A 23,906-nucleotide genomic window follows, 5' to 3' on the forward strand; every position below is an offset into this window, starting at 1 on the left:
ATCGTTCGTCATCCCTCGGCACTCTAGTCCGGTATGCACTATTTCTTAGGTCTTGTCGCCCTCGTACCCGTGTACTCCTCGTACGCCGCCACCACCTCCTTCGCCGGGCCGTCCATCCGCAGGGTCCCCGCTTCCAGCCACAGCGCCCGCTCGCAGGTCTCCGTGATGGTGGAGTTCGAGTGGCTGACCAGGAAGACCGTCCCCGCCTCCGCCCGCAGCTCGTCGATCCGCCGCTGACTGCGCCGGCGGAAGCGCGCGTCGCCGGTCGACAGGGCCTCGTCGATGAGCAGCACGTCGTGGCTCCTGGCGGCGGCGATGGAGAAGCGCAGCCGGGCACCCATCCCGGAGGAGTACGTCCGCATGGGGCGGGAGATGGCGTCGTCCTTCTCGTTGATGCCGGAGAACTCGACGATGTCGTCGTAGCGCTCCCGGACCTCGGCGCGGCTCATGCCCATCGCGAGGCCGCCCAGGACCACGTTCCGTTCGCCGGTCAGATCGCCCATCAGGGCCGCGTTGACGCCGAGGAGGGCGGGCCGGCCGTGGGTGTAGACCTGGCCCCGCTCGACGGGCTGGAGGCCCGCGACGGCCTTCAGGAGCGTCGACTTGCCCGATCCGTTCGAACCGATCAGGCCGATCGCCTCGCCCCGGTACGCGGCGAAGCTCACGCCCTTCACGGCGTGGACCCGGCGGCCGGCCGGAGCCGTACGGCCGCGGCGCAGCATCCGGCCGAGGGCGGCGGTGGCGCTGCCGCGGCCACCGGGGTGCCCGCCGTGGACGGTGTAGGTGATGTGGACGCCGTCGACGACGACGGTCGGGGTGCGCGTCTCGATGTCGGGGGTCTCAGCCACGGCCGTACGTCTCCTCCGCCTTCCAGAACCAGATGAAGCCGCCCGTGAAGGCCGCCAGGGCCCAGCCGACGGCCAGCGCCCAGACGTGTGGCGGCAGCTGCGCCGCCGTGTAGCTCTCGATCAGCGCGAAGCGCATGAGGTCGATGTAGACCGCCGCCGGGTTGCACTGGAGGGCCAGCACCACGGCGTCCGGGAAGCGGCCGGTGCTCGCCAGGTTCTGGATCGACCACATGACGCCCGAGGCGTACAGCCAGGTGCGCAGGACGAACGGCATCAACTGGCTGATGTCCGGGGTGCGGGCCGCCAGCCGTGCCAGGACGAGGGCGGCGCCGGTGTTGAACAGGGCCTGGCAGAGGAGCGCGGGGACGGTCAGCAGCCAGCTCCAGGTGGGGAGCTCGCCGCAGCAGACGAGGATCACGCCGAGCGTGGTGAGCGAGAGGAGCAGCTGCTGGAGCTGCTGGAGCGCGAGGGCGATCGGGAGGCTCGCGCGCGGGAAGTGCAGGGCGCGGACCAGGCCCAGGTTGCCGCTGATCGCGCGGGTGCCGGCCAGGACCGTGTCGGAGGTGAAGGTCCACACGAAGATGCCGGTGAGCAGGAACGGGACGTAGTCGGGGACGCCGTGCTTGGCGTTCATGAGGACGCCGAAGATCGCGTAGTACACGGCCGCGTTGAGCAGCGGCGTCATCACCTGCCACACCTGGCCGAGTCGGGCCTGGCTGTACTGGGCGGTGAGGCGGGCGGTCGCGAAGGCGGCGATGAAGTCGCGGCGGGACCAGAGCTGCCGGACGTAGGCGGGGAGCGAGGGGCGGGCCCCGCTGACGGTCAGGCCGTGGCGCAGGGCGAGCGCGCGGAGGTCCTCGGGCGGGGGCCGTCGCCGGTCTTCTCGTGCGGGTGGGGCGAGGGTCGTGGTCACGCGGGCCGCTTTCGACGAAGGGTGCGGATGTCGTCGGCGATGGAACGGGTCCGTATCGTCGCTACGGGGAGGTTAGGGCGCTCGCACGTCGGAACGCAACCGTATCGTCGTGACGTCGTCGTTGGTTAGGATGCCGTTCATGACCGAACCGACCCCCCGCCGCGCCCCCGCCGGAGCCGCCGTACTCCGCGAGGACGTGACCGAGGCCATCCGTGACGCCGTCTTCGAGGAGCTCGCGGCCGTCGGCTTCGCGCGGATGTCCATCGAGGGCATCGCGCGCCGCGCGGGCGTCGGCAAGACCGCCGTCTACCGGCGGTGGAAGTCCAAGCTCTCCCTCGTCCTCGACCTCGTCGGCGCCTTCGCCGCCCAGGGCGTGCCGGTGCCCGCCACCGGCTCACTGGACGGGGACGTGCGCGCCCTCCTGGAGATGGCCTCGTACGCCCTGCGCCACCCGGTCGCCTCGCAGGTCATCCCCGACCTGCTCGTCGAGGCCGCACGGCAGCCGGAGATCGCCGACGCCATCCGCGAGGCGCTGCTCGACGGCCAGCAGGGCGTCATGGCCCGGATCGTCCGCGAGGCCGTCGCACGCGGCGAGCTCCCCGAGGGCACCGACCCGGCCGCGGCCCTCGACCTCGTCGTCGGTCCGCTCTACTGGCGCCTCGTCGTCGTCCGCACGCCGCTGCCCGAGGGGTACGTGGACGGGCTCGCGCGCGCGGCGGTGGCGGCGCTCAAGGCCTGAGGCCGCCGACTGCCGACTGCCGACCGCCGGGGAGTGCTACTTCACCGCGCCCGCCATCACCCCGGTCGCGAACTGCCGCTGGAACGCGAAGAACACCGCCAGCGGCACCACCATCGACAGGAACGCCCCCGGCGCCAGCACGTCCACGTTGTTGCCGAACTGCCGGACCTGCTGCTGGAGCGCCACCGTGATCGGCGGCGACTGCGAGTCCGCGAAGATCAGCGCGATCAGCATGTCGTTCCACACCCACAGGAACTGGAAGATCCCCAGCGAGGCGATCGCCGGACCGCCGAGCGGCAGCACCACCCGTGTGAAGAGCCGCACCTCGCCCGCCCCGTCGAGCCGCGCCGCCTCCAGGAGCTCGCGCGGGATCTCCGCGAAGAAGTTCCGCAGCAGGAAGATCGCGAACGGCAGGCCGAACGCGGTGTGGAAGAGGACGACCCCGAGCGTCGTCTCGAAGAGCCCGACCGCGCCGAAGAGCTTCGACACCGGGACCAGCGCGACCTGCACCGGGACCACGAGCAGGGCCACCACCCCCAGGAACCACCAGTCCCGGCCCGGGAACTCCAGCCACGCGAAGGCGTATCCGGCGAACGAGCCGAGGACGAGCACGAGGAGCGTGGCCGGGACGGTGATCAGGACGGTGGAGAGGAGCGACCCGGTGATCGTCCCGTCGGCGAGGAGCCCGGTGTAGTTCTCGGTGGTCAGCCGCGCCGGGGCCGTGAACGCCTCCCACCAGCCGCTCGCCGCGATGTCGGAGGGCGAGCGGAAGGAGGAGAACAGCAGCCCGGCCGTCGGCAGCAGCCAGAACAGCCCGGCCAGGACGAGGAAGACGCGGACCGCGCCGCCGGCCGCGCGGGCCGCGATCCGGGAGACGCGTGAGGTCTTCGGAGCGGGTGGGGTCGACGGGGTGGGTGGGGTCGACGCGGCGCGTGCGGGGGTCGGGGCGGGAGCGGGCGTCGGGGCGGGAGCGGTCATCGGCGGGTCTCCCTTCGGATGCGGCGGATGTTGACCGCCATCACCGGCAGCACCAGCAGGAGCAGCACGACGGCGATGGCCGAGCCGACCCCGAGGTCCGCGTCCGTGCCGAAGGACGAGCGGTACAGCTGGAGCGCGAGCACGTTCGCGTCGTCCTGCGCCGAGCCCGGCGCGATGACGAAGACCAGGTCGAAGACCTTGAGCACGTTGATCATCAGCGTGACGAGGACGACCGCGAGGACCGGGGCCAGGAGCGGGACCGTGATCCGGCGGAACACCTGCCACTCGTTCGCCCCGTCCACCCGCGCCGCTTCGAGGAGTTCGCGCGGTACGGCCGCGAGCCCGGCGCCGATCAGCACCATCGCGAACCCGGCCCACATCCACACGTACGCGCCGATCACGGCCGGCGTGACGAGCGAGGGGCCCAGCCACTCCACGCCGTTGTACTGCTCCCGGAAGTTGCTCGCGGGGAGGCGGAGTACGGCTCCGTCGGCGCGGTCGGCGGGCAGGGCGAAGGTGCCGTCGGCCGCCGCCGTGGCCGTGGCGACCACCTTGCCGTCCCGTACGGCCTCGATCCGCAGCCCGGCGAGGCCCTGTTCGGCCGGGTCGACGACGTTCGGCTTCCCGCCGCCGCCCTTGGTGAAGTCCAGCCAGGCCGTTCCGCTGATCGTGTCCGCGGCGGTCGGCGACGCGGTCGGCTCGGCGGCCGGGCGGGCCTCCTTCGGCATCCGGCCCGGAGCCACCCCGACGAGCGGCAGCCGGACGGGCTCCCCGGCGCGTACCGCCTCCTTGGTGACGTACGCGCCGCCGCCGGCCGCCGTGAGCGGGTGCACGGGGAGCGGCCGGGCCCGGGGGAAGCCCGAGGACTCGGCGAAGGTGTCGTGGACCCCGACCCAGACGGCGTTGGCGACGCCCCGGTCCGGGTCCTGCTCGTAGACGAGCCGGAAGATGATCCCGGCCGCGAGCATCGAGATCGCCATCGGCATGAAGACGACCAGCTTGAACGCTGTGCCCCAGCGGATGCGTTCGGTCAGGACGGCGAACAGCAGACCGAGGGCGGTGGCGACCGCGGGGGCGAGAACCAGCCAGATCAGGTTGTTTTGTACGGCGGTGCGCAGCGAGTCGTCGGTGACGAGCGCGAGGTAGTTGTCCAGGCCCACGAAGGAGGAGCCGGAGCGGTCGAAGAACGAGCGCTGGACGGAGTATCCGATCGGGTAGACGACCAGCGCCCCGAGCAGGAGCAGCGCGGGGAGCAGGAACCCCGCCGCGACCGCCCTGCTGTTGCTGTTGCTGTTGCTGTTGCTCGTGCTCGTGCTCTTGTTCGCGCTGCGGATGCGGGTGGCCTTCGGCATGCCGGGGCCTCAGCTCTTCGCGGCGGCCCGGTACGCCTTCGCCGCGTCCGCCTCCAGGCGAGCCTGGGCCCCGGCGACGTCCTTCGGGTTCTTCAGGAAGTCCTGGAGCGCCTTCCACTCGCCCTTGCCCGGAGTCCCGCCGAACGACTGCGGCATCTGGTCCGACATGTCGAAGCGGAAGTCGTCGCCGGCGCCGATGAGGGCCTTGGCGATCTCGCGCTGGACGTCGTTCGGATACGCGGCCGGGTCCAGGTTCTTGTTGGGGGAGAGGAAGCCGCCCTCGGCCGCCCAGATCCTCGCCGCGTCAGGGGAGGCCAGGAAGGCGAGCAGCGCCTGCGCGCCCTTGGTGTCCTTCAGCGCCACGGCCGCGTCGCCGGCCGTCACGACGGGAGCGATGCCGTCGCCGACCGTCGGGAACGGGAAGGCCTTCGCGTCCGTACCGATCTTCGCCTTCGTCTGGGCGATGTTGACGGCCGCGAAGTCGCCCTCGAAGACCATCGCCCCCTTGGGCTGGTCGCCGCCCGTGAAGGTCTGGGTGACGGAGACCGGGTACTCGGTCTGGAGCGCGCCGCTCGTCCCGCCCGCGAGCAGCGCCGGCTTCCCGAACAGCTCGGCGAGCGTGGTGAGGGCCGCGGCGACGGACGGGTCGGTCCACTTGATCTCGTGCTTCGCCAGCTGGTCGTACTTGGCCGGGCCCGCCTGGGACAGGTAGACGTTCTCGAACCAGTCGGTGAGGGTCCAGCCGTCCGCGCCGCCGACCGAGACCGGGGTGACGCCGGAGGCCGAGATGGTCTCGGCGGTGGTGAGGAACTCCTTCCAGGTCTTCGGCTCGGTCGCGCCCGCGTTCTCGAAGACCGCGGTGTTGTACCAGACCAGGGACTTGTTGGCGGCCTTGAAGTAGACCCCGTACTGGGTGCCGTCGACCGCGCCGAGCTTCTGCCAGCCGGGCGAGTAGTTCGCGGCGAGCTGGGCCTCGGCCTCGGGGCCGACCGGCTTCAGCCACTTCTGGGCGGCGGCCTGCTGGATCGCGCCGACCTGCGGGAGCATCGCCACGTCGGGCGGCGAGCCGCCGGCGATCTTCGTCCCGAGGAAGTTCACGATCGGGTCCTGGGCGGGCACGAACGTGACGGTCGCGCCGGTGCGCTTCTCGAACTCCTTGAGGACCTTGGTGAAGTTCTCCTGCTCGGGGCCCGTCCAGACGGCGGCGACCTCGATCTTCTCGCCCTTGAGGGAGGTGCCGGTCGTGGCGTCGCCCGGGCCCGGGCGGGCCTCGCCGTCGCCGCCCCCGCCGCAGGCCGCGAGGACCAGTGCGGTGAGCGCCGTGAGCGCCGTGGTGGTCACTGCGGCCTTGCGTGGACGAAGAGTTGTCCGCATCGCTGCCCCGTCTCTCCCGTGCGCGTCGCTGTCCCGTGCCGACAGGTCTACGCCGGATGCCGGAGCCCCCGCAATACCGCCTTCCGTGTCAAGTGGGGGATCGTGATGCCCTCGTGACGTGCCGTCAGGCGCGGGTGGCGGGCGCGAGCGGCGGTATCGGCGTCGCCTCGACCGAACGGGCCGCCCGGTCCAGGGCGCTCGCGAGGAGGGCCAGATCCGTCGGGCCGTTGCCCAGCTCGCGGACCGGGCGGCGGGTGGGCGGGTCGCCCATCCGCTCCCACTCCAGCGGGACGACCACCGGGCGGAGCGTCGCCGTCCGCGGGATGCGGCCGGTGACGCGGCCCGCCTGGAACGGGGTCACGCGGCCGTCCGGATGGCCGAGCCTGCCCCGTCCGGCCGCCGGTACGTCCGGGCCCGCGGCCACCGGGGGCGGATCGAGCACGATCCGCAGCCGGGCCCCGTGGGCCAGCTCCGTGTCGGCGGTACGGTCCGGGCGGGCCGAGGTCGCGACGAGGTGCACCCCGAGCCGCTCGCCGTGCCGGGCGACGGCCTCCAGGGCCCGTACGACGGACCCGGCGGCCGGCCGGCCGGAGGCTCCGAGCGCGGGGGCGACCAGGGCGTCGAAGTCGTCGACGAGGACGACGAGCCGCGGCAGCGGCCCGGCACCCGCCGCCCGGGCGGACGCGGACTCCCCGACGGCGGGCCGCGGAATCCGCCCGCCGGCCTGGTCGCTCACTCCGGGCTGCTCGCTCGCGGGGTGCGGTACGCGGCCGCTCGGGTGGTCGGCGAGGTCGCCGTCGCCCGTGCGGAGGGTGCGGCTGCTCGGGCGGTCGTCCAGGGACCCGCCCTCGCGGCGGGGGAGCCGCCCGCTGGGCGTGTCGGCGAGGAAGGCGTCCCCGCCCGCGGACCGCGCCCCACCGTCACGCGCCACCCGCCCGCTGGAACGGCCGTTCAGGTCGTCGGCGCCGGGGTACGGGACCCGCCCGCTGGAGCGCCCGCCCAGGTCGTCGGCACCGAGGTGTTGTACGCGGCCGCTCGGGCGGTCGCCGAGGTCGCCGGAGCCCGTGCGGGGCACGCGCCCGCTGGAGCGCCCGCCCAGGTCGTCCGCGCCGGGGTACGGGACGCGGCCGCTGGAGCCGTCGTGGAGGCTGCCGTCACCCGTGCGGAGGGTGCGGCCGCCGGTGCGGCCGTTCAGGTCGTCCGAGGCCGAGTACGTGATCCTGCCGCTCGGGCGGCCGCCGAGGTCGCCCTCGGGTGTGCGGGCGCCGCGCGTGCTCGGGAGGGAGCCGATCGTGCCGTCGCCCGTGCGCAGGGTGCGGCCGCTCGGGCGGTCCGTCAGATCGCCCGGGTCGGACACGCGGACGGTCGCGCGGGCGCCCTGCGGTACGGATTCCGCCGCGCTCGGGGAACGCTGGCCGATCAGCCGGTCGGCGTTGGCGGCGGGCGCGGCACGGGACCCGCGCCGGTCGGCGAAGTGGCCGTCGCCCAGGAGCTCCGCGCGGCGCTTCAGCTCGGCGCCGAGCGCCTGCGCGAACTCCCGCATCCGTACCGGGTCGGAGGCGACGAGGTGCTCGGTGACGTGCGGCAGCTCCGTACAGACCGCGAGGCCCTCGCCGCGGTCGCCGCCCGCTCCGTCCACGAGGAGCAGGCCAAGCCGGTCCGGGCGGCCGCCGGCCGCGAGGGACGCGGCGATCGAGCGGAGCAGCTCCGTGCGGCCGCTGCCCGCGGGGCCCTCGATCAGCAGGTGCGGGCCCTCCTGGGTGAGGTCCACCGACAGCGGGCCGCGCGGGCCCGCGCCGAGCACGGCCGTCCCGTCCCCGGCGGAGGCCCAGCGGGCCAGCAGGGAGGCGGGGGTCGCCCGGGCGAGGCCGAGCTCGTCGAGCAGGCGCGCCGACGGGGGCAGCGTGGCGGCCCGGCCGTGCGGCGCCGCCGCCGTCTCCGTACGCAGCGGGGCGAGGGCCCGGCCGAACCGGTCGGCCCAGGCGACGGAGACCGCGTCGACCACGCCGACCGTGCCGTGGCCCGCGACCCGGCCGCCGGAGGTGCGGACCAGCCGCAGCGCCGTCGCCACGTCGCCGCTCAGGAGCGCGGCGGCCCCGCACTCGCGGAAGGCGAGGGACGCGGCGCAGGCGGCCTCGTAGGTGGCGGCCACCGGCGATTCCGGGGTGGCCGAAGGTGCCTCGGCGAGGCACAGGAGGTGGATGCCCGCCGCCGCTCCGGCGCCCGCGAGCCGCGCGACCGTCTCGCGCAGCGCGGCGGAACCGGGGTCGCCGTCGACGATCACGACCGTCGCCGTCCCGGCGTGGCGCGCGGCGGCCTCGGCGACGGACGCGCGGTCGGCGCTGGGCCAGCCGGGCCCGAGGGGACCGTCGTCGAGCCGCCGGGTCAGCTCGGTCGTCCGGGCCTGGGCCTGCTCGCGGTCGTACGCCAGGAGCAGGCGGCAGTCCTGGCCGTGGGCCGGGCGGGCGTGCGGGAGCCAGCCGAGCCAGCCCCAGGCGCGGCGCCGCTCCTCAAGGGAGCGGTTCCGGTCGGCGCTGATCAGCACGATCTCCAGATCGGCGGGGGAGTGCAGGGCGGCGAGCTGGGCCACGACCGAGCGGGCGAGCCCGGCGAGCCGGTCGGCGGGGCCGGCGAGACCGAGCGAACCGGCCTCGCGCAGTCCGACGGTGACGGGCACTCCGGAGAGCTCGGCGCGGTCGGTCGTGCCGAGCCGGACCACGAGGGACTCGGCGTGGTCCTGGGCCCGCTCCCAGAGGCGGGGGCCGGGGCCGAGGGCGGTGAGCAGGACGGTGGCCGGGTCGGGCCAGGTGTCGGCCACGGCGCCGGGGCCGGTGGCCGTGCCCCGCCCGCCGGGGCCCGGACGGGCACCGCTCAGGGCGCCGGCGGGCGTGCCCGCGTGGGTGTCCGGGGCGGACCCGGAGCCGGTGTCCTGGGCCGGGAGGTCCTCGCGGCCGCCCGCGAGGCGCCGGGCCCACGCGCCGAGCCCACGCTTCCCGCCGGGACGGCCGGGCGCCGGGGCCGGTTCCGTGCCCTGGCGGCGGGACTGCCGGGTCCTGCTGTGGGCCTCGCCGCCGGTGTGGTCGTGGGGGCCCCGGGGCTCCTCCGCGCGCGTGTGGCCGGCGGAGCCGGGGCGGTCGCCGTAGGGCTCGGCGGCGTACGGATCCGCGTGCGGACGCGCGTACGGATCGACGTACACGTCGTCGTGCCGGGTGTCCTGGGAGGCGTGGTGAGAGGTGTCGTGCGCGCCACCGCGCGCGCCCCCGTGCGTGCTGTCGTCGGCCGCGTGTCCCGAGGATGCGTGTCCCGAGGCCGGGTGTCCCGAGGACGCGTCGGGACCGGCGGGCGCCTGCGTCGCGGCCGGCCCGGCCGTCCCGCCCGCGACCCGCAGGTGGCCCTCGCCGTCGGGGGTCGTCGCCACCGTCTCCGTACCGCCGGGTTCGTCGCCGGGGCCGGTCAGCCGGAGGGCGGACTCGCCGAGGCGCAGCAGGGAGCCGGGGAGGAGCCGGACAGGGCGGTCGCCGACCGGCACGCCGTCGAGCGTCGTGCCGTTCGTCGAGCCCAGGTCGGAGACGGTGACGCGGCCGTCGGCGCCGACGGTCACCGTGCAGTGCGCGCGCGAGACGTCCGGGTCGTCGAGCGGTACGTCGGCGTCGACGGAACGGCCGATTCTGATCGCTCCGCCGTGCAGCAGGTGCACCCCGCCCGCGTCCGGTCCGGCCACCACGTGCAGCCGGGCGGAGGCGGCCTCGCCGACCCGGTCGTCGGGGCCGGGGACCTGGAGCGAGAGGACGGCGCCGTCGACGAGCGGAGGCTCGCCGAGCACACAGCGCCTGCTGTCGAGCCGGTCCCCGCCCGCGTAGAGCACGGTCGTGCCCGAGGCGGAGGTGTCGGGGCCGGTGACGGCGGCGGCCAGACCGGAGGCGACGGCGGCGAGCGCCGTCCCGGCGGGGGCCGTGACGAGGACGTCACAGGCGCGCCCGGAGCCGTGGCCGCCGTGGCTGCCATGGCCGGAGTGCGGCGCGAGGACGGTCAGCCGGATCTGCATCGCCGTCAGCGGTCCCTTCTGCGCGAGATGCCCGGCAGGGGAACCGCCCTGTGACTCCCCCCACCCGGCACGGACGCGTCGTCCGGTACAGGTCGGCACGGCGCGGGGGGCTCCCGACCCCACCGATGCGACGTGCTGTAGGCATCCTCGCACCTGCCACCGACAACCCGCCCCCGGGTCGGCCACAAGTGATCTTGAATGGTCGGCTGTGGTCCTAAAAATGCCTGGTTGGGCATGCCTTCGGAGCATGCCTGGCAACCGCCGCGGTCCGCGGAGCGTCTTCTTCCGGACAAGTTCGGTGCACGATCCGGCTGTGGACGACCGGCCTGTGACCCGTTCGGCGGCACTAAAGTGGGTCGGACACCCGGACGGGTCACAACAGAGGACAGGGACCCCGGGGACCACACGAGACCACCCCAGGACCACGATCAGCAGGGAGCGCGTGACGTGCGGCCTATCGGCAGCAAGTACCTGCTCGAGGAGCCGCTCGGACGCGGCGCCACGGGCACCGTCTGGCGAGCCCGCCAGCGGGAGACGGCGGGCGCCGAGGCGGCCGTGCCCGGCCAGCCCGGCGAGACCGTCGCGATCAAGGTCCTCAAGGAGGAGCTGGCCAACGACGCGGACATCGTGATGCGCTTCCTGCGCGAGCGGTCCGTGCTCCTCCGGCTCACCCACCCGAACATCGTGCGGACCCGCGACCTGGTCGTCGAGGGCGACGTCCTCGCCCTCGTCATGGACCTCGTCGAGGGCCCCGACCTCCACCGGTACATCAGGGAGAGCGGACCGCTCACCCCGGTCGCCGCCTCCCTCCTGACGGCCCAGATCGCCGACGCGCTCGCCGCCAGTCACGCCGACGGCGTCGTCCACCGCGACCTCAAGCCGGCCAACGTCCTGCTCGCCGAGCAGGGCGGCCAGATGCACCCGATGCTCACCGACTTCGGCATCGCGCGCCTCGCGGACTCCCCGGGCCTGACCCGGACGCACGAGTTCGTCGGCACGCCCGCGTACGTGGCGCCCGAGTCCGCCGAGGGGCGCCCGCAGACCTCCGCCGTCGACATCTACGGCGCGGGCATCCTGCTCTACGAGCTCGTCACCGGCCGGCCCCCGTTCGCGGGCGGCACCGCCCTGGAGGTCCTCCACCGGCACCTCAGCGAGGAGCCGCGCCGCCCCTCTACCGTGCCCGGCCCGCTGTGGACGGTCATAGAGCGCTGCCTCAGCAAGGACCCCGACCGCCGCCCGAGCGCCGAGAACCTGGCCCGCGGCCTGCGCGCCGTCGCCGCCGGCATCGGCGTCCACGCCACGCCCGCCCAGATCGAGGCGGCGGACGGCGTCGGGGCGCTCCTCGCCCCGGACCCGGCGCCCGCGCCCGTCCCGGAGACCCCGGGGGCCGCCGACGCCACCCAGGTGCTGCCCAGCGGCGCCGGGAACCCGTTGCAGTACGACCCCGCCGCCGCGACCAGCGTGATGCCGACCAGCGGCCCGGCGGGCGTCGCCGACCCGACGGCCGTCATGCCCCCCGTACCGGCCCAGCCGCCGCAGTCCGAGGACCCGCACCCCTGGCAGAACCAGCTGCGCGCGGCCCGCGACCGCAACGAGCAGACGCAGGTGCAGTACCTCGACCCGAGCGAGGACCCGCTGCGCCGCCGCCCGCAGCGCCCGCAGCAGCAGGGCCAGCCCGGCCAGTACGGGCAGCAGGGCCAGCAGGGCCAGCCCGGCCAGTACGGGCAGCAGGGCCAGCAGGGCCAGCCCGGCCAGTACGGGCAGCAGGGTCAGTACGGGCAGCAGGGGCCGCCGCAGCACCAGCAGCAGCGCCCGGCGCCGCCGCAGCAGTACCAGCAGCAGCACCAGCCGCAGCAGTACGCGCCCCCGCCGCCCCCGCAGCAGTACGCGCAGCCGCAGCAGCCGCCCCAGCAGCAGTACACGCCCCCGCAGCCGCCGCCCCAGGCGCCCGCGCCGCGCGAGCCGCGCCCGCCGCGTCAGCGCAGCGCCAACCCGATGCGGATCCCCGGCCTCGGCTGCCTCAAGGGCTGCCTGTTCACGATCGTGCTGTTCGTGGTCGCGGGCTGGCTCATCTGGGAGCTGACCCCGCTCCAGGGCTGGATCGCCGAGGGCAAGGGCTACTGGGAGGCCATCGGAGACGGCATCTCGACGGTCACGGACTGGATCTCCACGATCGGCGAGGCCACCGGCTCCGGGGGTACTACCGGCGGTACGGGGCAGTAATACTGCCGATTTATCGACTTCCGAGGGGTGATTTCCGTTCGGAAGTGACGACCGGCGGCTGCGGACGCGTAGCTTTGACGCGAACCGCAGCCGCTGAGGGAGCAGTCTTGGCACGGAACATCGGCAGCCGCTACACCGCCCACCAGATCCTCGGGCGGGGCAGCGCCGGAACGGTGTGGCTCGGCGAGGGACCCGAAGGGCCCGTCGCCGTCAAACTGCTGCGCGAGGACCTGGCGTCCGACCAGGAACTCGTCGGCCGCTTCGTCCAGGAGCGCACCGCCCTGCTCGGCCTCGACCACCCCCGGGTGGTCAAGGTCCGCGACCTCGTCGTCGACGGCAACGACCTCGCCCTGGTCATGGACCTCGTGCGCGGCACCGACCTGCGCACCCGTCTGGACCGGGAGCGGCGGCTCGCCCCCGAGGCCGCCGTCGCGATCACCGCCGACGTCGCCGACGCCCTGGCCGCCGCGCACGCCGCCGGGGTCGTCCACCGGGACGTCAAGCCCGAGAACATCCTGCTCGACATGGAGGGCCCGCTCGGCCCCGCCGGCGCCCACCCCGCCCTCCTCACCGACTTCGGCGTCGCCAAGCTGATCGACACCCCGGGCCGCACCAAGGCCACCCGGATCATCGGCACCCCCGACTACCTCGCCCCCGAGATCGTCGAGGGCCTCCCGCCGCGCGCGGCCGTCGACATCTACGCCCTCGCGACCGTCCTGTACGAACTGCTCGCCGGCTTCACGCCCTTCGGCGGCGGACACCCCGGCGCCGTTCTGCGCCGCCACGTCACCGAGACCGTCGTCCCGCTCCCCGGCATCCCCGAGGAGCTGTGGCAGCTGATCGTGCAGTGCCTGGCGAAGGCCCCGGCCTCCCGTCTGCGCGCCTCCGAGCTCGCCGCCCGCCTCAAGGACGTCCTGCCGCTCCTCAAGGGCATCCCGCCGCTGGACGTGGACGAACCCGACTCGGAACCGGCTTCGGCGTCCGCGTCGGAGCCGTACGAGGAGGACGCGTACGCCACCGGTACGGCTGCCGGTGAGCCCGGTCCGCGCCGGGCCGCCGTCCCGCTCGTCCCCGGCGCCTCCGCCGACTCCAACCGGGACACCCACACCTCCATGCGGGTACCGGCCCCCGACGAGCTCTCCGGCGGCCCCCTCGGCACCGCCCGGGCCCCCCGCCCGGCGGGCGCCCGGCGCCCCGGCTCCGCCCGCCACAAGGCGGGCGTGGTCCGCAAGCGCCGGATCACCCTCGCCGTCGCGGCGGTCGTCGTCGCCGGAGCACTCGGCGCCGGCGGCTACCTGGCGGCCTCCGGGGACGGGGACGCGCCGCCGCAGGACTCGAAGCAGTCCTCCCAGCCGTAAGGGCGGCTCCCAGCCGTAAGGGCGGCCGCCCGGCCACAGGGGACAGCCGTACGGCCGTCACGGCCAAAGGTTCGGCTCCTCGCCCGGAGCCGTTACGCTGGACGCGTGGCAGTCGTCGATGTATCCGAAGAGCTGAAGTCCCTCTCCTCGACCATGGGGTCGATCGAGGCCGTCCTGGACCTCGAGAAGCTGAGGGCCGACATCGCCGTGCTCGAAGAGCAGGCCGCGGCCCCGTCCCTGTGGGACGACCCGGAGGCGGCGCAGAAGATCACGAGCAAGCTTTCGCACCTCCAGGCGGAGGTCCGGAAGGCCGAGACCCTGCGCGGGCGGATCGACGACCTCTCGGTCCTCTTCGAGCTCGCCGAGGAGATGGACGACTCGGACACCCTCGCCGAGGCCGAGACGGAGCTCACCTCCGTCCGCAAGGCCCTCGACGAGATGGAGGTCCGCACGCTCCTCTCCGGCGAGTACGACGAGCGCGAGGCCCTGGTCAACATCCGTGCGGAGGCCGGCGGCGTCGACGCCTCCGACTTCGCCGAGCGGCTCCAGCGCATGTACCTGCGCTGGGCGGAGCGCCACGGCTACGCGACGGAGATCTACGAGACCTCGTACGCGGAAGAGGCCGGCATCAAGTCGACCACCTTCGTGGTGAAGACGCCGTACGCCTACGGCACGCTCTCCGTCGAGCAGGGCACCCACCGACTGGTCCGCATCTCGCCCTTCGACAACCAGGGCCGCCGTCAGACGTCCTTCGCGGGCGTCGAGGTCCTCCCGGTCGTCGAGTCCTCCGACCACGTCGAGATCGACGAGTCCGAGCTGCGCATCGACGTCTACCGCGCCTCGGGCCCCGGCGGCCAGGGCGTCAACACGACCGACTCGGCGGTGCGCATCACGCACATCCCGACCGGCATCGTCGTCTCCTGCCAGAACGAGCGCTCCCAGATCCAGAACAAGGCGAGCGCCATGAACGTCCTCCAGGCCAAGCTCCTGGAGCGTCAGCGCCAGGAGGAGCGCGCGCGGATGGACGCGCTCAAGGACAGCGGCAGCTCCTGGGGCAACCAGATGCGCTCGTACGTCCTCCACCCGTACCAGATGGTCAAGGACCTCCGGACGGAGTTCGAGGTCGGCAACCCGCAGTCGGTCCTGGACGGCGAGATCGACGGCTTCCTGGAGGCCGGCATCCGCTGGCGCAAGCAGCAGGACAAGTAGTCTCCCCGGCTGACCCGTTCAGCCGTACGAGTCCGGGCCCCGCACCTTCTCGGTGCGGGGCCCGGACTCGTTCCGTACCGTCGTGCGGATTCGCTGACGCAAGCGGAAGCGGGGCCGTCGGGGCGCTTTGTCGACAAGGGAACTGCTGTCGCCGGGCCCGGAGTTACGGGTTTACGTCACAGTTGCATCGTCTCATGCCGGTCACTTGTGGATCTTTCGGGCATCGCACGCGCAACGGCCTTGACGCTTCATCGGAAACTCGGAAGGGTGACGTACTGGCATGCGCATTTCTGGGGCGCGTGTGAACGGGGGCCGGCCCAGTCGTGACGCCACCCCTGCTGCGCGGGGCCCCGAGCGCTGCCCCATGACGAGTTTGAGCTACTGGGGGTAGCAGCCAGATGACCAAGCAGATGCGAATCCGTTTCGCGCGCATTGCCGCCGGAGCGGTGATCGCCGCCGGAGCTTCGCTGACCGCGGCCGGTGCCGCGCAGGCCGTGGGTGCCTTCGGCGAGGGCGAACCGACTCCGACGGAGACGTGCCTTCCCGGCACCGCCGGTTGCGATGCCACGCTTCCGCCGACGACCCCGCCGGTGGAGACCACGCCTCCGGTGGAGACGACTCCGCCGGTGGAGACCACTCCGCCGGTCGAGACGACCCCGCCGGTGGAGACCACGCCTCCGGTGGAGACCACTCCGCCGGTCGAGACGACCCCGCCGGTGGAGACCACTCCGCCGGTCGAGACGACCCCGCCGGTCGAGACCACCGAGCCCGGTGGCGGCGAGACCACTGAGCCCGGCGGTGGCGAGACCACCGAGCCCGGCGGTGGCGAGACCACCCAGCCCGGCAACGGCAACAACGGCAACAACAACGGTGGCAACGACAACGGCGGTAACGGCAACGGCGGGACCGAGCCCGGTCCGACCGACAGCCCCGTGACCCCGGACGAGGGCACCGACGGTGGCTCCACCGGCTCCGGTTCCGGCGACCCCGGCACCTGCACCGTCGACCTCGACGGCGCCGAGTGCGTGGACACCGGCAACAACAACACCGACACCAACAACGCCGGCTCGCAGCCCGTGCAGCAGGGTCAGGCGAAGGAGGAGCTCGCCGAGACCGGTGCGGCCGAGACCTCGTTCCTGATCATCGGCGCCGCGACCATGATCGCCGGCGGCATCGGCTTCCGCATGCTGCCGCGTCTCGTCGCCGGTGGCGGCAACGCCGCCGTCTGACACGACCGCGTGAGCGCGTGAGAGCGCGCGCATGACGAAGGGCCGGGGAGATCAGTCTCCCCGGCCCTTCGTCATGCTCCGGCTCGTGCGGCGTCCTCGTATGGCGTCCTCGTGTGGTGTCTCTCGGACCGCCGAGACGCCTCTCAGGCCGCCTGGACCACCGCGAGCAGGGCGATCGCGGCCAGTAGGGCGATCGCCAGCGTCAGCAGCATCGCGGGGGACGGACCCTGAGGGGTCAGACGCTCCCGGTTCGCGCGGCAGACGGGGCAGCGGCCCTCGGCGACCGGGGCCGCGCAGTTGGCGCACACCAGTCGGTCGTAGGTCATGCGCTCTCCTCCTCCCGCACAGGGATCCACACCAGGACAACGCCCGGAGGGGTCCGGACGTTCCCCCTACCACTGTGCCAGCTCCGGGGCGTTTCGGCGCGCCCCACCGGATTGCCCGCCTTCCGCCCGGAAGGGCGAAAAGGATAAAGCACGCAAGCCAGGACCGCGACTGCGCGGGCCATCCCCGTTCGCGTAAGGTCACGCACACCTACTCCCGGCCGACCGTGGTGCATCCGTGATCCGATTCGACAACGTATCCAAGTCCTATCCGAAGCAGAACCGCCCCGCGCTCCGGGATGTCTCCCTGGAGATCGAGAAGGGGGAGTTCGTCTTCCTCGTCGGTTCGTCCGGCTCCGGAAAGTCGACTTTCCTGCGGCTGCTCCTGCGTGAGGAGCGCGCCAGCCAAGGCCAGGTGCACGTCCTCGGCAAGGACCTGGCCCGGCTCTCCAACTGGAAGGTGCCGCACATGCGGCGCCAGCTCGGCACCGTCTTCCAGGACTTCCGTCTGCTTCCCAACAAGACCGTCGCCGAGAACGTGGCCTTCGCCCAGGAGGTCATCGGCAAGCCGCGCGGCGAGATCCGCAAGGCCGTACCGCAGGTGCTCGACCTGGTCGGGCTCGGCGGCAAGGAGGACCGGCGGCCCGGCGAGCTCTCCGGTGGTGAGCAGCAGCGCGTCGCCATCGCCCGCGCCTTCGTCAACCGCCCGATGCTGCTGATCGCCGACGAGCCCACCGGCAACCTCGACCCGCAGACCTCCGTCGGCATCATGAAGCTGCTCGACCGCATCAACAGGACAGGGACCACCGTCGTCATGGCGACCCACGACCAGAACATCGTCGACCAGATGCGCAAGCGCGTCATAGAGCTGGAGAAGGGCCGCCTCGTCCGCGACCAGTCACGCGGCGTCTACGGATACCAGCACTGAGCAGGTAGGGGACAGAACACACCATGCGCGCTCAGTTCGTGCTCTCGGAGATCGGTGTCGGTCTCCGGCGCAATCTCACGATGACCTTCGCCGTCATCATCTCCGTGGCCCTCTCGCTCGCCCTTTTCGGTGGTGCCCTGCTCATGCGCGAGCAGGTCAGCACGATGAAGGACTACTGGTACGACAAGGTCAACGTCTCCATCTTCCTCTGCAACAAGGCCGACGCGGCCGACGGGGCCAAGTGCCCCAAGGGTGCCGTCACGGCGCAGCAGAAGGAGCAGATCAAGGACGACCTCGAGGAGATGGACATCGTCGAGTCCGTCTACCAGGAGTCGACCGACGAGGCGTTCAAGCGGTACAAGGAGGAGTACGGCGACACCGCCATCGCCTCCGTCATCACGCCGGACCAGATGCAGGAGTCGTTCCGGGTCAAGCTCAAGGACCCGGAGAAGTACAAGGTGGTCGCCACCGCCTTCGCCGGCCGTGACGGCGTCGAGTCCGTCCAGGACCAGCGGGACACCTTGCAGAACCTCTTCGACCTGATGAACGGCATGAACATCGCCGCGCTCTGCGTCATGGGCCTGATGCTGGTCATCGCGCTGATGCTGATCGTCAACACCGTCCGTGTCTCGGCCTTCAGCCGCCGCCGCGAGACCGGCATCATGCGGCTCGTCGGAGCGTCCAGCTTCTACATCCAGATGCCGTTCATCATGGAGGCCGCCTTCGCCGGGCTCCTCGGCGGCGGCGTCGCGTGTGTGCTCCTGCTCGTCGGCCGGTACTTCCTCATCGACCACGGCATCGCGCTCGCCGAGAAGATGCAGCTGGTCAACTTCATCGGCTGGGACGCCGTCCTCGCCAAGCTGCCGCTCGTGCTCGCCATCGGTCTGCTCATGCCGGCCGTGGCCGCGTTCATCGCGCTGCGCAAGTACCTGAAGGTGTGAGAAGACACCACTGACGGCGGATGGCGTCGTACGGGCAAAGCCCGTGCGGCGCCATTCCCTTGTCCTAGAGTGGGCGCCATGCCGGCCGACGCCGATCACCGCCTCTGTATCCGGCCCCGCGGACTGCTCCGTGGGGCCGTTCTGACGTTGGTCTTCACCGGTGTCCTCGCCACCGCCGCCGCCACCGGGTCCCTGCCCCGGCGGGACGCGGGGGATGACCGGTCGCCGGATTCCGCCCGTACGGCCACGGTGGACCGCGCCGCCCTGAACCGGGCCGCCGCCGCGGCCATGGCCGACGGGAAGTCCGGCAAGCAGGCCGCCGAGGAGTTCGTCAGCCGCAGCGGCGACCGCTGGGGCGCGGTGTACGACAAGAAGGAGTACGCCGACTTCGAGCAGGCCCTCGACGGCGCCTACACGGGTGTCGGGCTCTCCGCCGGCCGGGCCGCCGACGGCACCGCGGTGCGGGTGACCCGCGTCCAGGCGGGCGGCCCCGCCGAGCGGGCCGGACTCCGGGCCGGCGACCGGCTCGTCTCCGTCGACGGACGCCCGGTCGGCGGGCTCTCCGTCTCCGAGGTCGTCTCCCTGCTCCGCGGCGACGGCGTCCCCGGATCGGCCGTCGCCCTCCGGGTCGAGCGCGGCCGCGCCGCCTGGACGGAGACCCTGCACAGGGCTCGGCTCGCGACGGACCCGGTCACCGTCCGCCGCCTCGACGACGGGGCGGTCCTGATCAAGGTGGCCGCCTTCACCAAGGGCGCGGGCGCGCGCGTACGGGACGCGGTACGGGACGCCCCGGCCGGCGCCGGCGTCCTCCTGGACCTCCGGGGCAACGCCGGAGGGCTGGTCGCGGAGGCCGCCGTCGCCGCCTCCGCGTTCCTCGACGGCGGTCTCGTCGCCACGTACGACGTCGAGGGCGAGGAGCGGGCCGTGTACGCGGACGGGGGCGGCGACACCGGCCGGCCCCTGGTGGCGCTGATCGACGGCGGCACGATGAGCGCGGCCGAGCTGCTCACCGGCGCCCTGCAGGACCGGGGCCGGGCCGTCACGGTCGGCTCGCGGACCTTCGGCAAGGGCTCGGTGCAGATGCCGAGCGCGCTGCCGGACGGTTCCGTCGCGGAGCTGACCGTCGGCCACTACCGCACGCCCGCCGGGCACGCGGTGGACGGCCGGGGCATCACCCCCGACCTGACGGCGGCGGAGAAGGCCGAGGAACAGGCTCGTACGGTATTGAGTGGCCTCGGAGGGGGCTCGTAGTGCGAAAATAGCCGCACTATGGCAAAGGGACTCGTGAACGTGCAGGGCAAGCCTGCGAAGAAGAGCGCGGACAAGGCGCCGGAGCGCAAGCTCATCGCGCAGAACAAGAAGGCGCGCCACGACTACCACATCGTCGACACGTACGAGTGCGGTGTGGTCCTCATGGGCACCGAGGTGAAGTCGCTGCGGATGGGCCGGGCGTCGCTGGTCGACGGCTTCGTGCAGATCGACAACCACGAGGCGTGGCTGCACAACATCCACGTGCCGGAGTACACCCAGGGCAGCTGGACGAACCACTCGGCGAAGCGCAAGCGCAAGCTGCTGCTCCACCGCGAGGAGATCGACAAGCTGGAGGCGAAGTCGAAGGAGACCGGTCACACGATCGTGCCCCTCGCGCTGTACTTCCTGGGCAGCCGGGTGAAGGTCGAGATCGCGCTCGCCAAGGGCAAGAAGGAGTTCGACAAGCGTCAGACGCTCCGCGAGAAGCAGGACACGCGCGAGACCAGCCGGGCGATCGCGGCGGCGAAGCGGAAGCAGCGGGCGGCCCAGGCCGGCCAGTAGGCGGCCGGTACCCGTCGGTCGCCGTTAATACGCTGGCGACGGCGCCCGTCGGTCACGTACGATGGGCCGTGCACACCCCGCAAGGTGCGCACTTTGAAAAATAAACATGGGGATGATCGGTTTCGACAGCGGATACCGATGCAGAGGAAGCGTGTCGAGGAAGCGGCAATGATCTCGTTAACCATATGTCGCAACCAATAATCGCCAACTCCAAGAGCGATAACTCCCGCTTCGCCCTCGCTGCCTAATTTTAGGTAACGACAAGAAGCCTCTGTGAGGAGCGTCAGCCCGGGGGTGGTCCCGACCCGGATCCTGGCGTCATTTAGGGATCTAAACCTCTAGCCCCGGTCACGGGGGTTAGAGGGAAATCAAACAGTGACTGAGCCCGTCGGAGACTTGTCCGCGTGATCTCCGGGGCTGAGAAACTCGTAGCGGACTGCACACGGAGAAGCTCTGCTTCCGTACCGTTGGACGCGGGTTCGATTCCCGCCATCTCCACCGAGCGTCCGAGGGGGCCAGCCCCGCTCGGACACCTCATCCCATGTGGGCGAAGGCCTGGCAGTCAGCACGACTGCCGGGCCTTTGTCATGTGTCGTTGGCGGTAGCGGGCCTTGGGGGTCCTCACCTGTCCTCTGCCGAGGAAGCTGGGCTTCAGTCGCCGGGAGTTATCGGGCTCCTCGGGCGGAGGTGCGCAGACGCGGATGCTCTGGTGGCGACCCTGCGTGCCTGCAACCGGGCCGCGAACCAGGCTTCCGAGGTGGCGTTCGCCAAGGACCTCAAGCGGCGGAACATGTTGCAGGACGAGGTGTACTACCGGCTCAAGGCGGACTACGACCTCGGTGCCCAGCCCGCTGTGCGGGTGGTGAAGAAGGTGTGCGACGCCTACGCCACTCTGAAGGCGAACACGAAAGCCGGAAACCTCGGCGGGGAGGGCTCGAATCGCCGTCTTCGGGCGGAGGCGAAGCCGATCCGGTTTCGTGAGGACGCGGCGCAGCCGTTCGACGACCGCATCCTGACGTGGAACCTCGACGCCCGTACGGTGTCGATCTGGACTGTCGCGGGGCGTATCAAGCACATCCCGTTCGTCTGCTCCGAGCAGGCGATGGAACTCCTGGCCTCCCGCAAAGGCGAATCCGACCTGGTGATGCGGGACGGCAGGTTCTTCCTGATCGCCACCATCGACCTGCCCGAGCCCGAGGTGTTCGAGCCGGAGGGGTTCCTCGGCGTGGACCTGGGCATCGTCAACATCGCGACCACCTCGGACGGCGAGATCATGGCCGGACGCGGGCTCAACCGGTACCGGCAGCGGCACCGCGATCTGCGGCAGAAGCTGCAGAAGAAGCGCACCAAGAGCGCGAAGCGCGTCCTCAAGCGTGTCCGGCGCCGCGAGACGCGGCGCGCGGGATCAGCGGGCACGACTGCATTCCTGGGCGTTCGCCCAGCTCGGCGGTTTCGTCGAGTACAAGGCGCGTCGGGCGGGGGTGCCCGTGGTCTTCGTGGACGCGCGCAACACCTCGCGCCAGTGCTCGGAGTGCCGGCACACCCACCGTACGAACAGGGTGACTCAAGCAAGGTTCGTCTGCCGGTCCTGCGGGGCCGTCATGCACGCGGACCACAACGGCTCCCGCAACATCGCCCACCGAGGCGACGCCGCGTGGAAGCGGGGCGCGGTCAATCGCCCCAGAGTCAGCACACGCTGATTCCGGACGCGGGGGACAACGCGACAGCCAGCCGCGCTCCACCTGTAATCACGGCCCTTCACGGATCGGGTGACAAGCTCGGTCCTTCAGAGTCGAGAAGTTGACTTCCTTGTCGTCCGCCCGGTAGGCGGGGCGGTGCTCGTCGTCGATCCGGCGGGACCAGCTGCCCGACAGGTCGCCCTGCAGCGGCTCGGGCTTGCCGATGCCGGTGAAGGGGTCGCGCTGGATCTCGCCGATCAGGCGGGTGATCCCTCGTCCCCGGCCAACTCCCTCGGCTCGTCAATGGTCTTCGTGACCACGGACGAGCTCTCTCGGTCGCGGGCCACGGCTTCCATCAGGCGCGTGACGTCGGCGGGAGAGCGGAGCAGGTAGACGGTTTCCTGCCAGGAGTCGTAGTCGTCGGCCGACATGAGGACGGCGTCGCCGCTCTCGGAGGTGATGCGCACCGGGGCGTGGTCGGTGTTGACGCGCTCGATCAGGGGGAACAGGGTCGCCCTGGCTTCGTTGGCACTTATGGACATGGCACCACTCCTCTGATTCGTGCGAGACCAGGGTGCGAGAGTGGTACCGGAAGCCCGCGCGGGCTTCAGCGGACGGGAGGACCGGCGGTCGTCGTGGTCGCCACGCAGAGGATCAGCGCCAGGGTGGCCGCCGTGAGCGGGACGAGGAAGCCGAAGGCGGGGAAGGGGGCGTGGTCGGCGGACCAGCCGCCGGTGGCGGAGCCCGCGGCGATGCCGGCGAGGAGGGCGGTCACCGCGAGGGTCATGCCTTCGTTGAGCTGGGACGCGGGCGTCAGGCGCTGGACCAGGCCCATGCCCGTGACCATCGTCGGGGCCGTCGCCATGCCCGCCAGCAGCAGGCCGCCCGCGAGCGCGAGGAGCGAGCCGGTCGTGGCGGCGAGCAGCGGCAGCGTCATCAGGACGGCCATCGCGGCCAGGCAGGTGCGGAGCCGGACGGTGCGGCGGGCGCGGCCGTAGAGCAGGCCCGCCGCGCAGGAGCCGGCCGCCTGGAGGGCGAGGACGGGGCCGGCGACGGGGCCGTCCACGTACGCGAGGGTCACCACCTCCATGGAGCCGAAGACCGCGCCGGTGGCGAGGAAGACCGCGAGCAGCGGCACCATGCCCCGGGTCCGCAGCGGGGAGCCCGTGGCGGTGCGGGGGGCGATCGGTGGCTCGGTGGAGCGCTGGGCCGCGAAGAGCAGGACGCCGGTGAGGAAGAGAGCCGCGGCCGCGAGGGTGCCCGCCTCCGGGAAGAGCGTCGAGCAGAGGAGCGCGGCCAGCACCGGGCCGAGCATGAAGCAGAGTTCGTCGGTGGCCTGCTCGAAGGCGTTGGCGGTGTGCAGGGCGTCCCGGTCGCCCCGGAGGAGGTGCGCCCAGCGGGCCCGGGACATGCCGCCGGTGTTCGGGGCGGTCGCGGTGGCGGCGGTGACGAGGAAGAGCGTCCAGGCGGGGGTCTTCTCGTGGACGCAGAGGAGCAGGAGCAGATGGCCCAGGACCGCGTACGCCGTGGCCGGGACGGCGATACGGGCCTGGCCGTACCGGTCGACGAGCCGGGCGATCCAGGGGGCCGTCAGGGCCCCGGCGGCGAGGCCGGTGGCGGTGACCGAACCGGCCAGGGCGTAGGAGTCGTAGCGGCCCGCGATCATGATCACGGCGCTCACGCCGAACATGCCCATGGGCAGCCGGGCGATCAGATTGCCGGCGGTGAAGGCGCGGGTGCCGGGGAGGGTGAAGAGGCGGAGGTAGGGGTTGCGGGGCGAGCTCCGGCGTACGGCGGTCCGGCGGTCGGAGTCCCGGTGCCCGGCGGTGCGGTGTTCGCTGTAGCGAGGGGCGAGGGCCGGGCCCGCCGGGGTGAGGGTGAGGTCCGGTTGCGGCATGGATCAAGGTTCGCGGGCGGGGGGCCGGGGGGTCCAACACCTGATCGGTGGCCATTCA

General features: G+C 72.5%; 18 protein-coding genes, 1 other RNA gene and 2 pseudogenes. 11 read left to right on the forward strand and 10 right to left on the reverse strand.

The annotated features are described in order from the left end of the window. Positions 1-38: 38 nt before the first annotated feature. Positions 39-848 carry an ABC transporter ATP-binding protein gene (locus OG357_RS24250; protein ID WP_329623154.1) on the reverse strand — a complete coding sequence of 270 codons (810 nt, stop codon included), beginning with the start codon at positions 846-848 and terminating at the stop codon, positions 39-41. Continuing rightward, a complete protein-coding gene (locus OG357_RS24255; protein ID WP_329623155.1) occupies positions 841-1,761 on the reverse strand; it encodes an ABC transporter permease in 921 nt (306 codons plus the stop codon). The genes OG357_RS24250 and OG357_RS24255 overlap by 8 nt, the downstream gene beginning before the upstream one ends. Positions 1,762-1,900: 139 nt before the next feature. Here OG357_RS24255 and OG357_RS24260 point away from each other — a divergent pair, with 139 nt between their 5' ends. Beyond that, a complete protein-coding gene (locus OG357_RS24260; protein WP_329623156.1) occupies positions 1,901-2,500 on the forward strand; it encodes a TetR/AcrR family transcriptional regulator in 600 nt (199 codons plus the stop codon). A gap of 36 nt (positions 2,501-2,536) precedes the next feature. Here OG357_RS24260 and OG357_RS24265 read toward each other — a convergent pair whose 3' ends face one another. The 4 genes from OG357_RS24265 to OG357_RS24280 all read right to left on the reverse strand — a co-directional run bounded on the left by OG357_RS24265 (position 2,537) and on the right by OG357_RS24280 (position 10,249). Then, on the reverse strand, positions 2,537-3,478 hold the full coding sequence (locus tag OG357_RS24265) for a carbohydrate ABC transporter permease (RefSeq protein ID WP_329623157.1): 942 nt from the start codon (positions 3,476-3,478) through the stop codon (positions 2,537-2,539). After that, the gene (locus OG357_RS24270; protein ID WP_329623158.1) at positions 3,475-4,830 is read right to left on the reverse strand and encodes a carbohydrate ABC transporter permease; all 1,356 of its coding nucleotides are present in this window, start codon (positions 4,828-4,830) and stop codon (positions 3,475-3,477) included. The genes OG357_RS24265 and OG357_RS24270 overlap by 4 nt, the downstream gene beginning before the upstream one ends. Positions 4,831-4,839: 9 nt before the next feature. After that, positions 4,840-6,204 carry an ABC transporter substrate-binding protein gene (locus tag OG357_RS24275; protein ID WP_329623159.1) on the reverse strand — a complete coding sequence of 455 codons (1,365 nt, stop codon included), beginning with the start codon at positions 6,202-6,204 and terminating at the stop codon, positions 4,840-4,842. 124 nt (positions 6,205-6,328) lie between these two features. Then, on the reverse strand, positions 6,329-10,249 hold the full coding sequence (locus tag OG357_RS24280) for an FHA domain-containing protein (protein WP_329623160.1): 3,921 nt from the start codon (positions 10,247-10,249) through the stop codon (positions 6,329-6,331). 447 nt (positions 10,250-10,696) lie between these two features. Between OG357_RS24280 and OG357_RS24285 the strand changes: the two genes are divergently transcribed. The 4 genes from OG357_RS24285 to OG357_RS24300 all read left to right on the forward strand — a co-directional run bounded on the left by OG357_RS24285 (position 10,697) and on the right by OG357_RS24300 (position 16,268). Further along, positions 10,697-12,472, forward strand: a complete 1,776-nt coding sequence (locus OG357_RS24285; RefSeq protein WP_329623161.1) for a serine/threonine-protein kinase — start codon at positions 10,697-10,699, stop codon at positions 12,470-12,472. Positions 12,473-12,579: 107 nt separating this feature from the next. Beyond that, complete coding sequence (locus tag OG357_RS24290; RefSeq protein WP_317595842.1) at positions 12,580-13,830, forward strand: serine/threonine-protein kinase; 1,251 nt, start codon at positions 12,580-12,582, stop codon at positions 13,828-13,830. Positions 13,831-13,935: 105 nt separating this feature from the next. Beyond that, entirely contained in the window at positions 13,936-15,039 is a 1,104-nt protein-coding gene (gene prfB, locus OG357_RS24295) for a peptide chain release factor 2 (protein ID WP_329623162.1), read from the forward strand. Between the two features lie 398 nt (positions 15,040-15,437). Continuing rightward, the gene (locus OG357_RS24300; protein ID WP_329623163.1) at positions 15,438-16,268 is read left to right on the forward strand and encodes an LPXTG cell wall anchor domain-containing protein; all 831 of its coding nucleotides are present in this window, start codon (positions 15,438-15,440) and stop codon (positions 16,266-16,268) included. 143 nt (positions 16,269-16,411) lie between these two features. On the opposite strand, the gene OG357_RS24305 is transcribed toward OG357_RS24300, so the two are convergent. Then, positions 16,412-16,594, reverse strand: a complete 183-nt coding sequence (locus tag OG357_RS24305; RefSeq protein WP_317595836.1) for a hypothetical protein — start codon at positions 16,592-16,594, stop codon at positions 16,412-16,414. A gap of 235 nt (positions 16,595-16,829) precedes the next feature. Between OG357_RS24305 and ftsE the strand changes: the two genes are divergently transcribed. From ftsE to OG357_RS38870, 6 genes and pseudogenes are all read left to right on the forward strand, one after another. Next, entirely contained in the window at positions 16,830-17,519 is a 690-nt protein-coding gene (ftsE, locus tag OG357_RS24310) for a cell division ATP-binding protein FtsE (protein WP_317595834.1), read from the forward strand. 23 nt (positions 17,520-17,542) lie between these two features. Beyond that, complete coding sequence (gene ftsX / locus OG357_RS24315; RefSeq protein WP_329623164.1) at positions 17,543-18,460, forward strand: permease-like cell division protein FtsX; 918 nt, start codon at positions 17,543-17,545, stop codon at positions 18,458-18,460. 78 nt (positions 18,461-18,538) lie between these two features. Beyond that, a complete protein-coding gene (locus OG357_RS24320; RefSeq protein WP_329623165.1) occupies positions 18,539-19,711 on the forward strand; it encodes a S41 family peptidase in 1,173 nt (390 codons plus the stop codon). Between the two features lie 18 nt (positions 19,712-19,729). Continuing rightward, on the forward strand, positions 19,730-20,272 hold the full coding sequence (gene smpB, locus OG357_RS24325; protein WP_329623166.1) for an SsrA-binding protein SmpB: 543 nt from the start codon (positions 19,730-19,732) through the stop codon (positions 20,270-20,272). A 108-nt stretch (positions 20,273-20,380) separates the two neighbouring features. Continuing rightward, positions 20,381-20,773: a transfer-messenger RNA gene (ssrA, locus tag OG357_RS24330) on the forward strand. Positions 20,774-20,939: 166 nt separating this feature from the next. Next, positions 20,940-21,972: pseudogene (locus OG357_RS38870) on the forward strand (RNA-guided endonuclease InsQ/TnpB family protein). 48 nt (positions 21,973-22,020) lie between these two features. Here OG357_RS38870 and OG357_RS24340 read toward each other — a convergent pair. The 3 genes and pseudogenes from OG357_RS24340 to OG357_RS24350 form a co-directional block, all read right to left on the reverse strand. After that, positions 22,021-22,221, reverse strand: a pseudogene (locus tag OG357_RS24340) (Txe/YoeB family addiction module toxin); the annotation flags it as partial. Then, a complete protein-coding gene (locus OG357_RS24345; RefSeq protein ID WP_329623167.1) occupies positions 22,209-22,493 on the reverse strand; it encodes a type II toxin-antitoxin system Phd/YefM family antitoxin in 285 nt (94 codons plus the stop codon). The gene OG357_RS24345 and the pseudogene OG357_RS24340, both read right to left, overlap by 13 nt. 65 nt (positions 22,494-22,558) lie before the next feature. Then, positions 22,559-23,848, reverse strand: coding sequence for an MFS transporter (locus tag OG357_RS24350; protein WP_329623168.1), 1,290 nt, complete (start codon positions 23,846-23,848; stop codon positions 22,559-22,561). Positions 23,849-23,906: the final 58 nt, after the last annotated feature.

Origin of the sequence: Streptomyces sp. NBC_01255 (genome assembly GCF_036226445.1) — a bacterium.
Classification (GTDB): Bacteria; Actinomycetota; Actinomycetes; order Streptomycetales; family Streptomycetaceae; genus Streptomyces.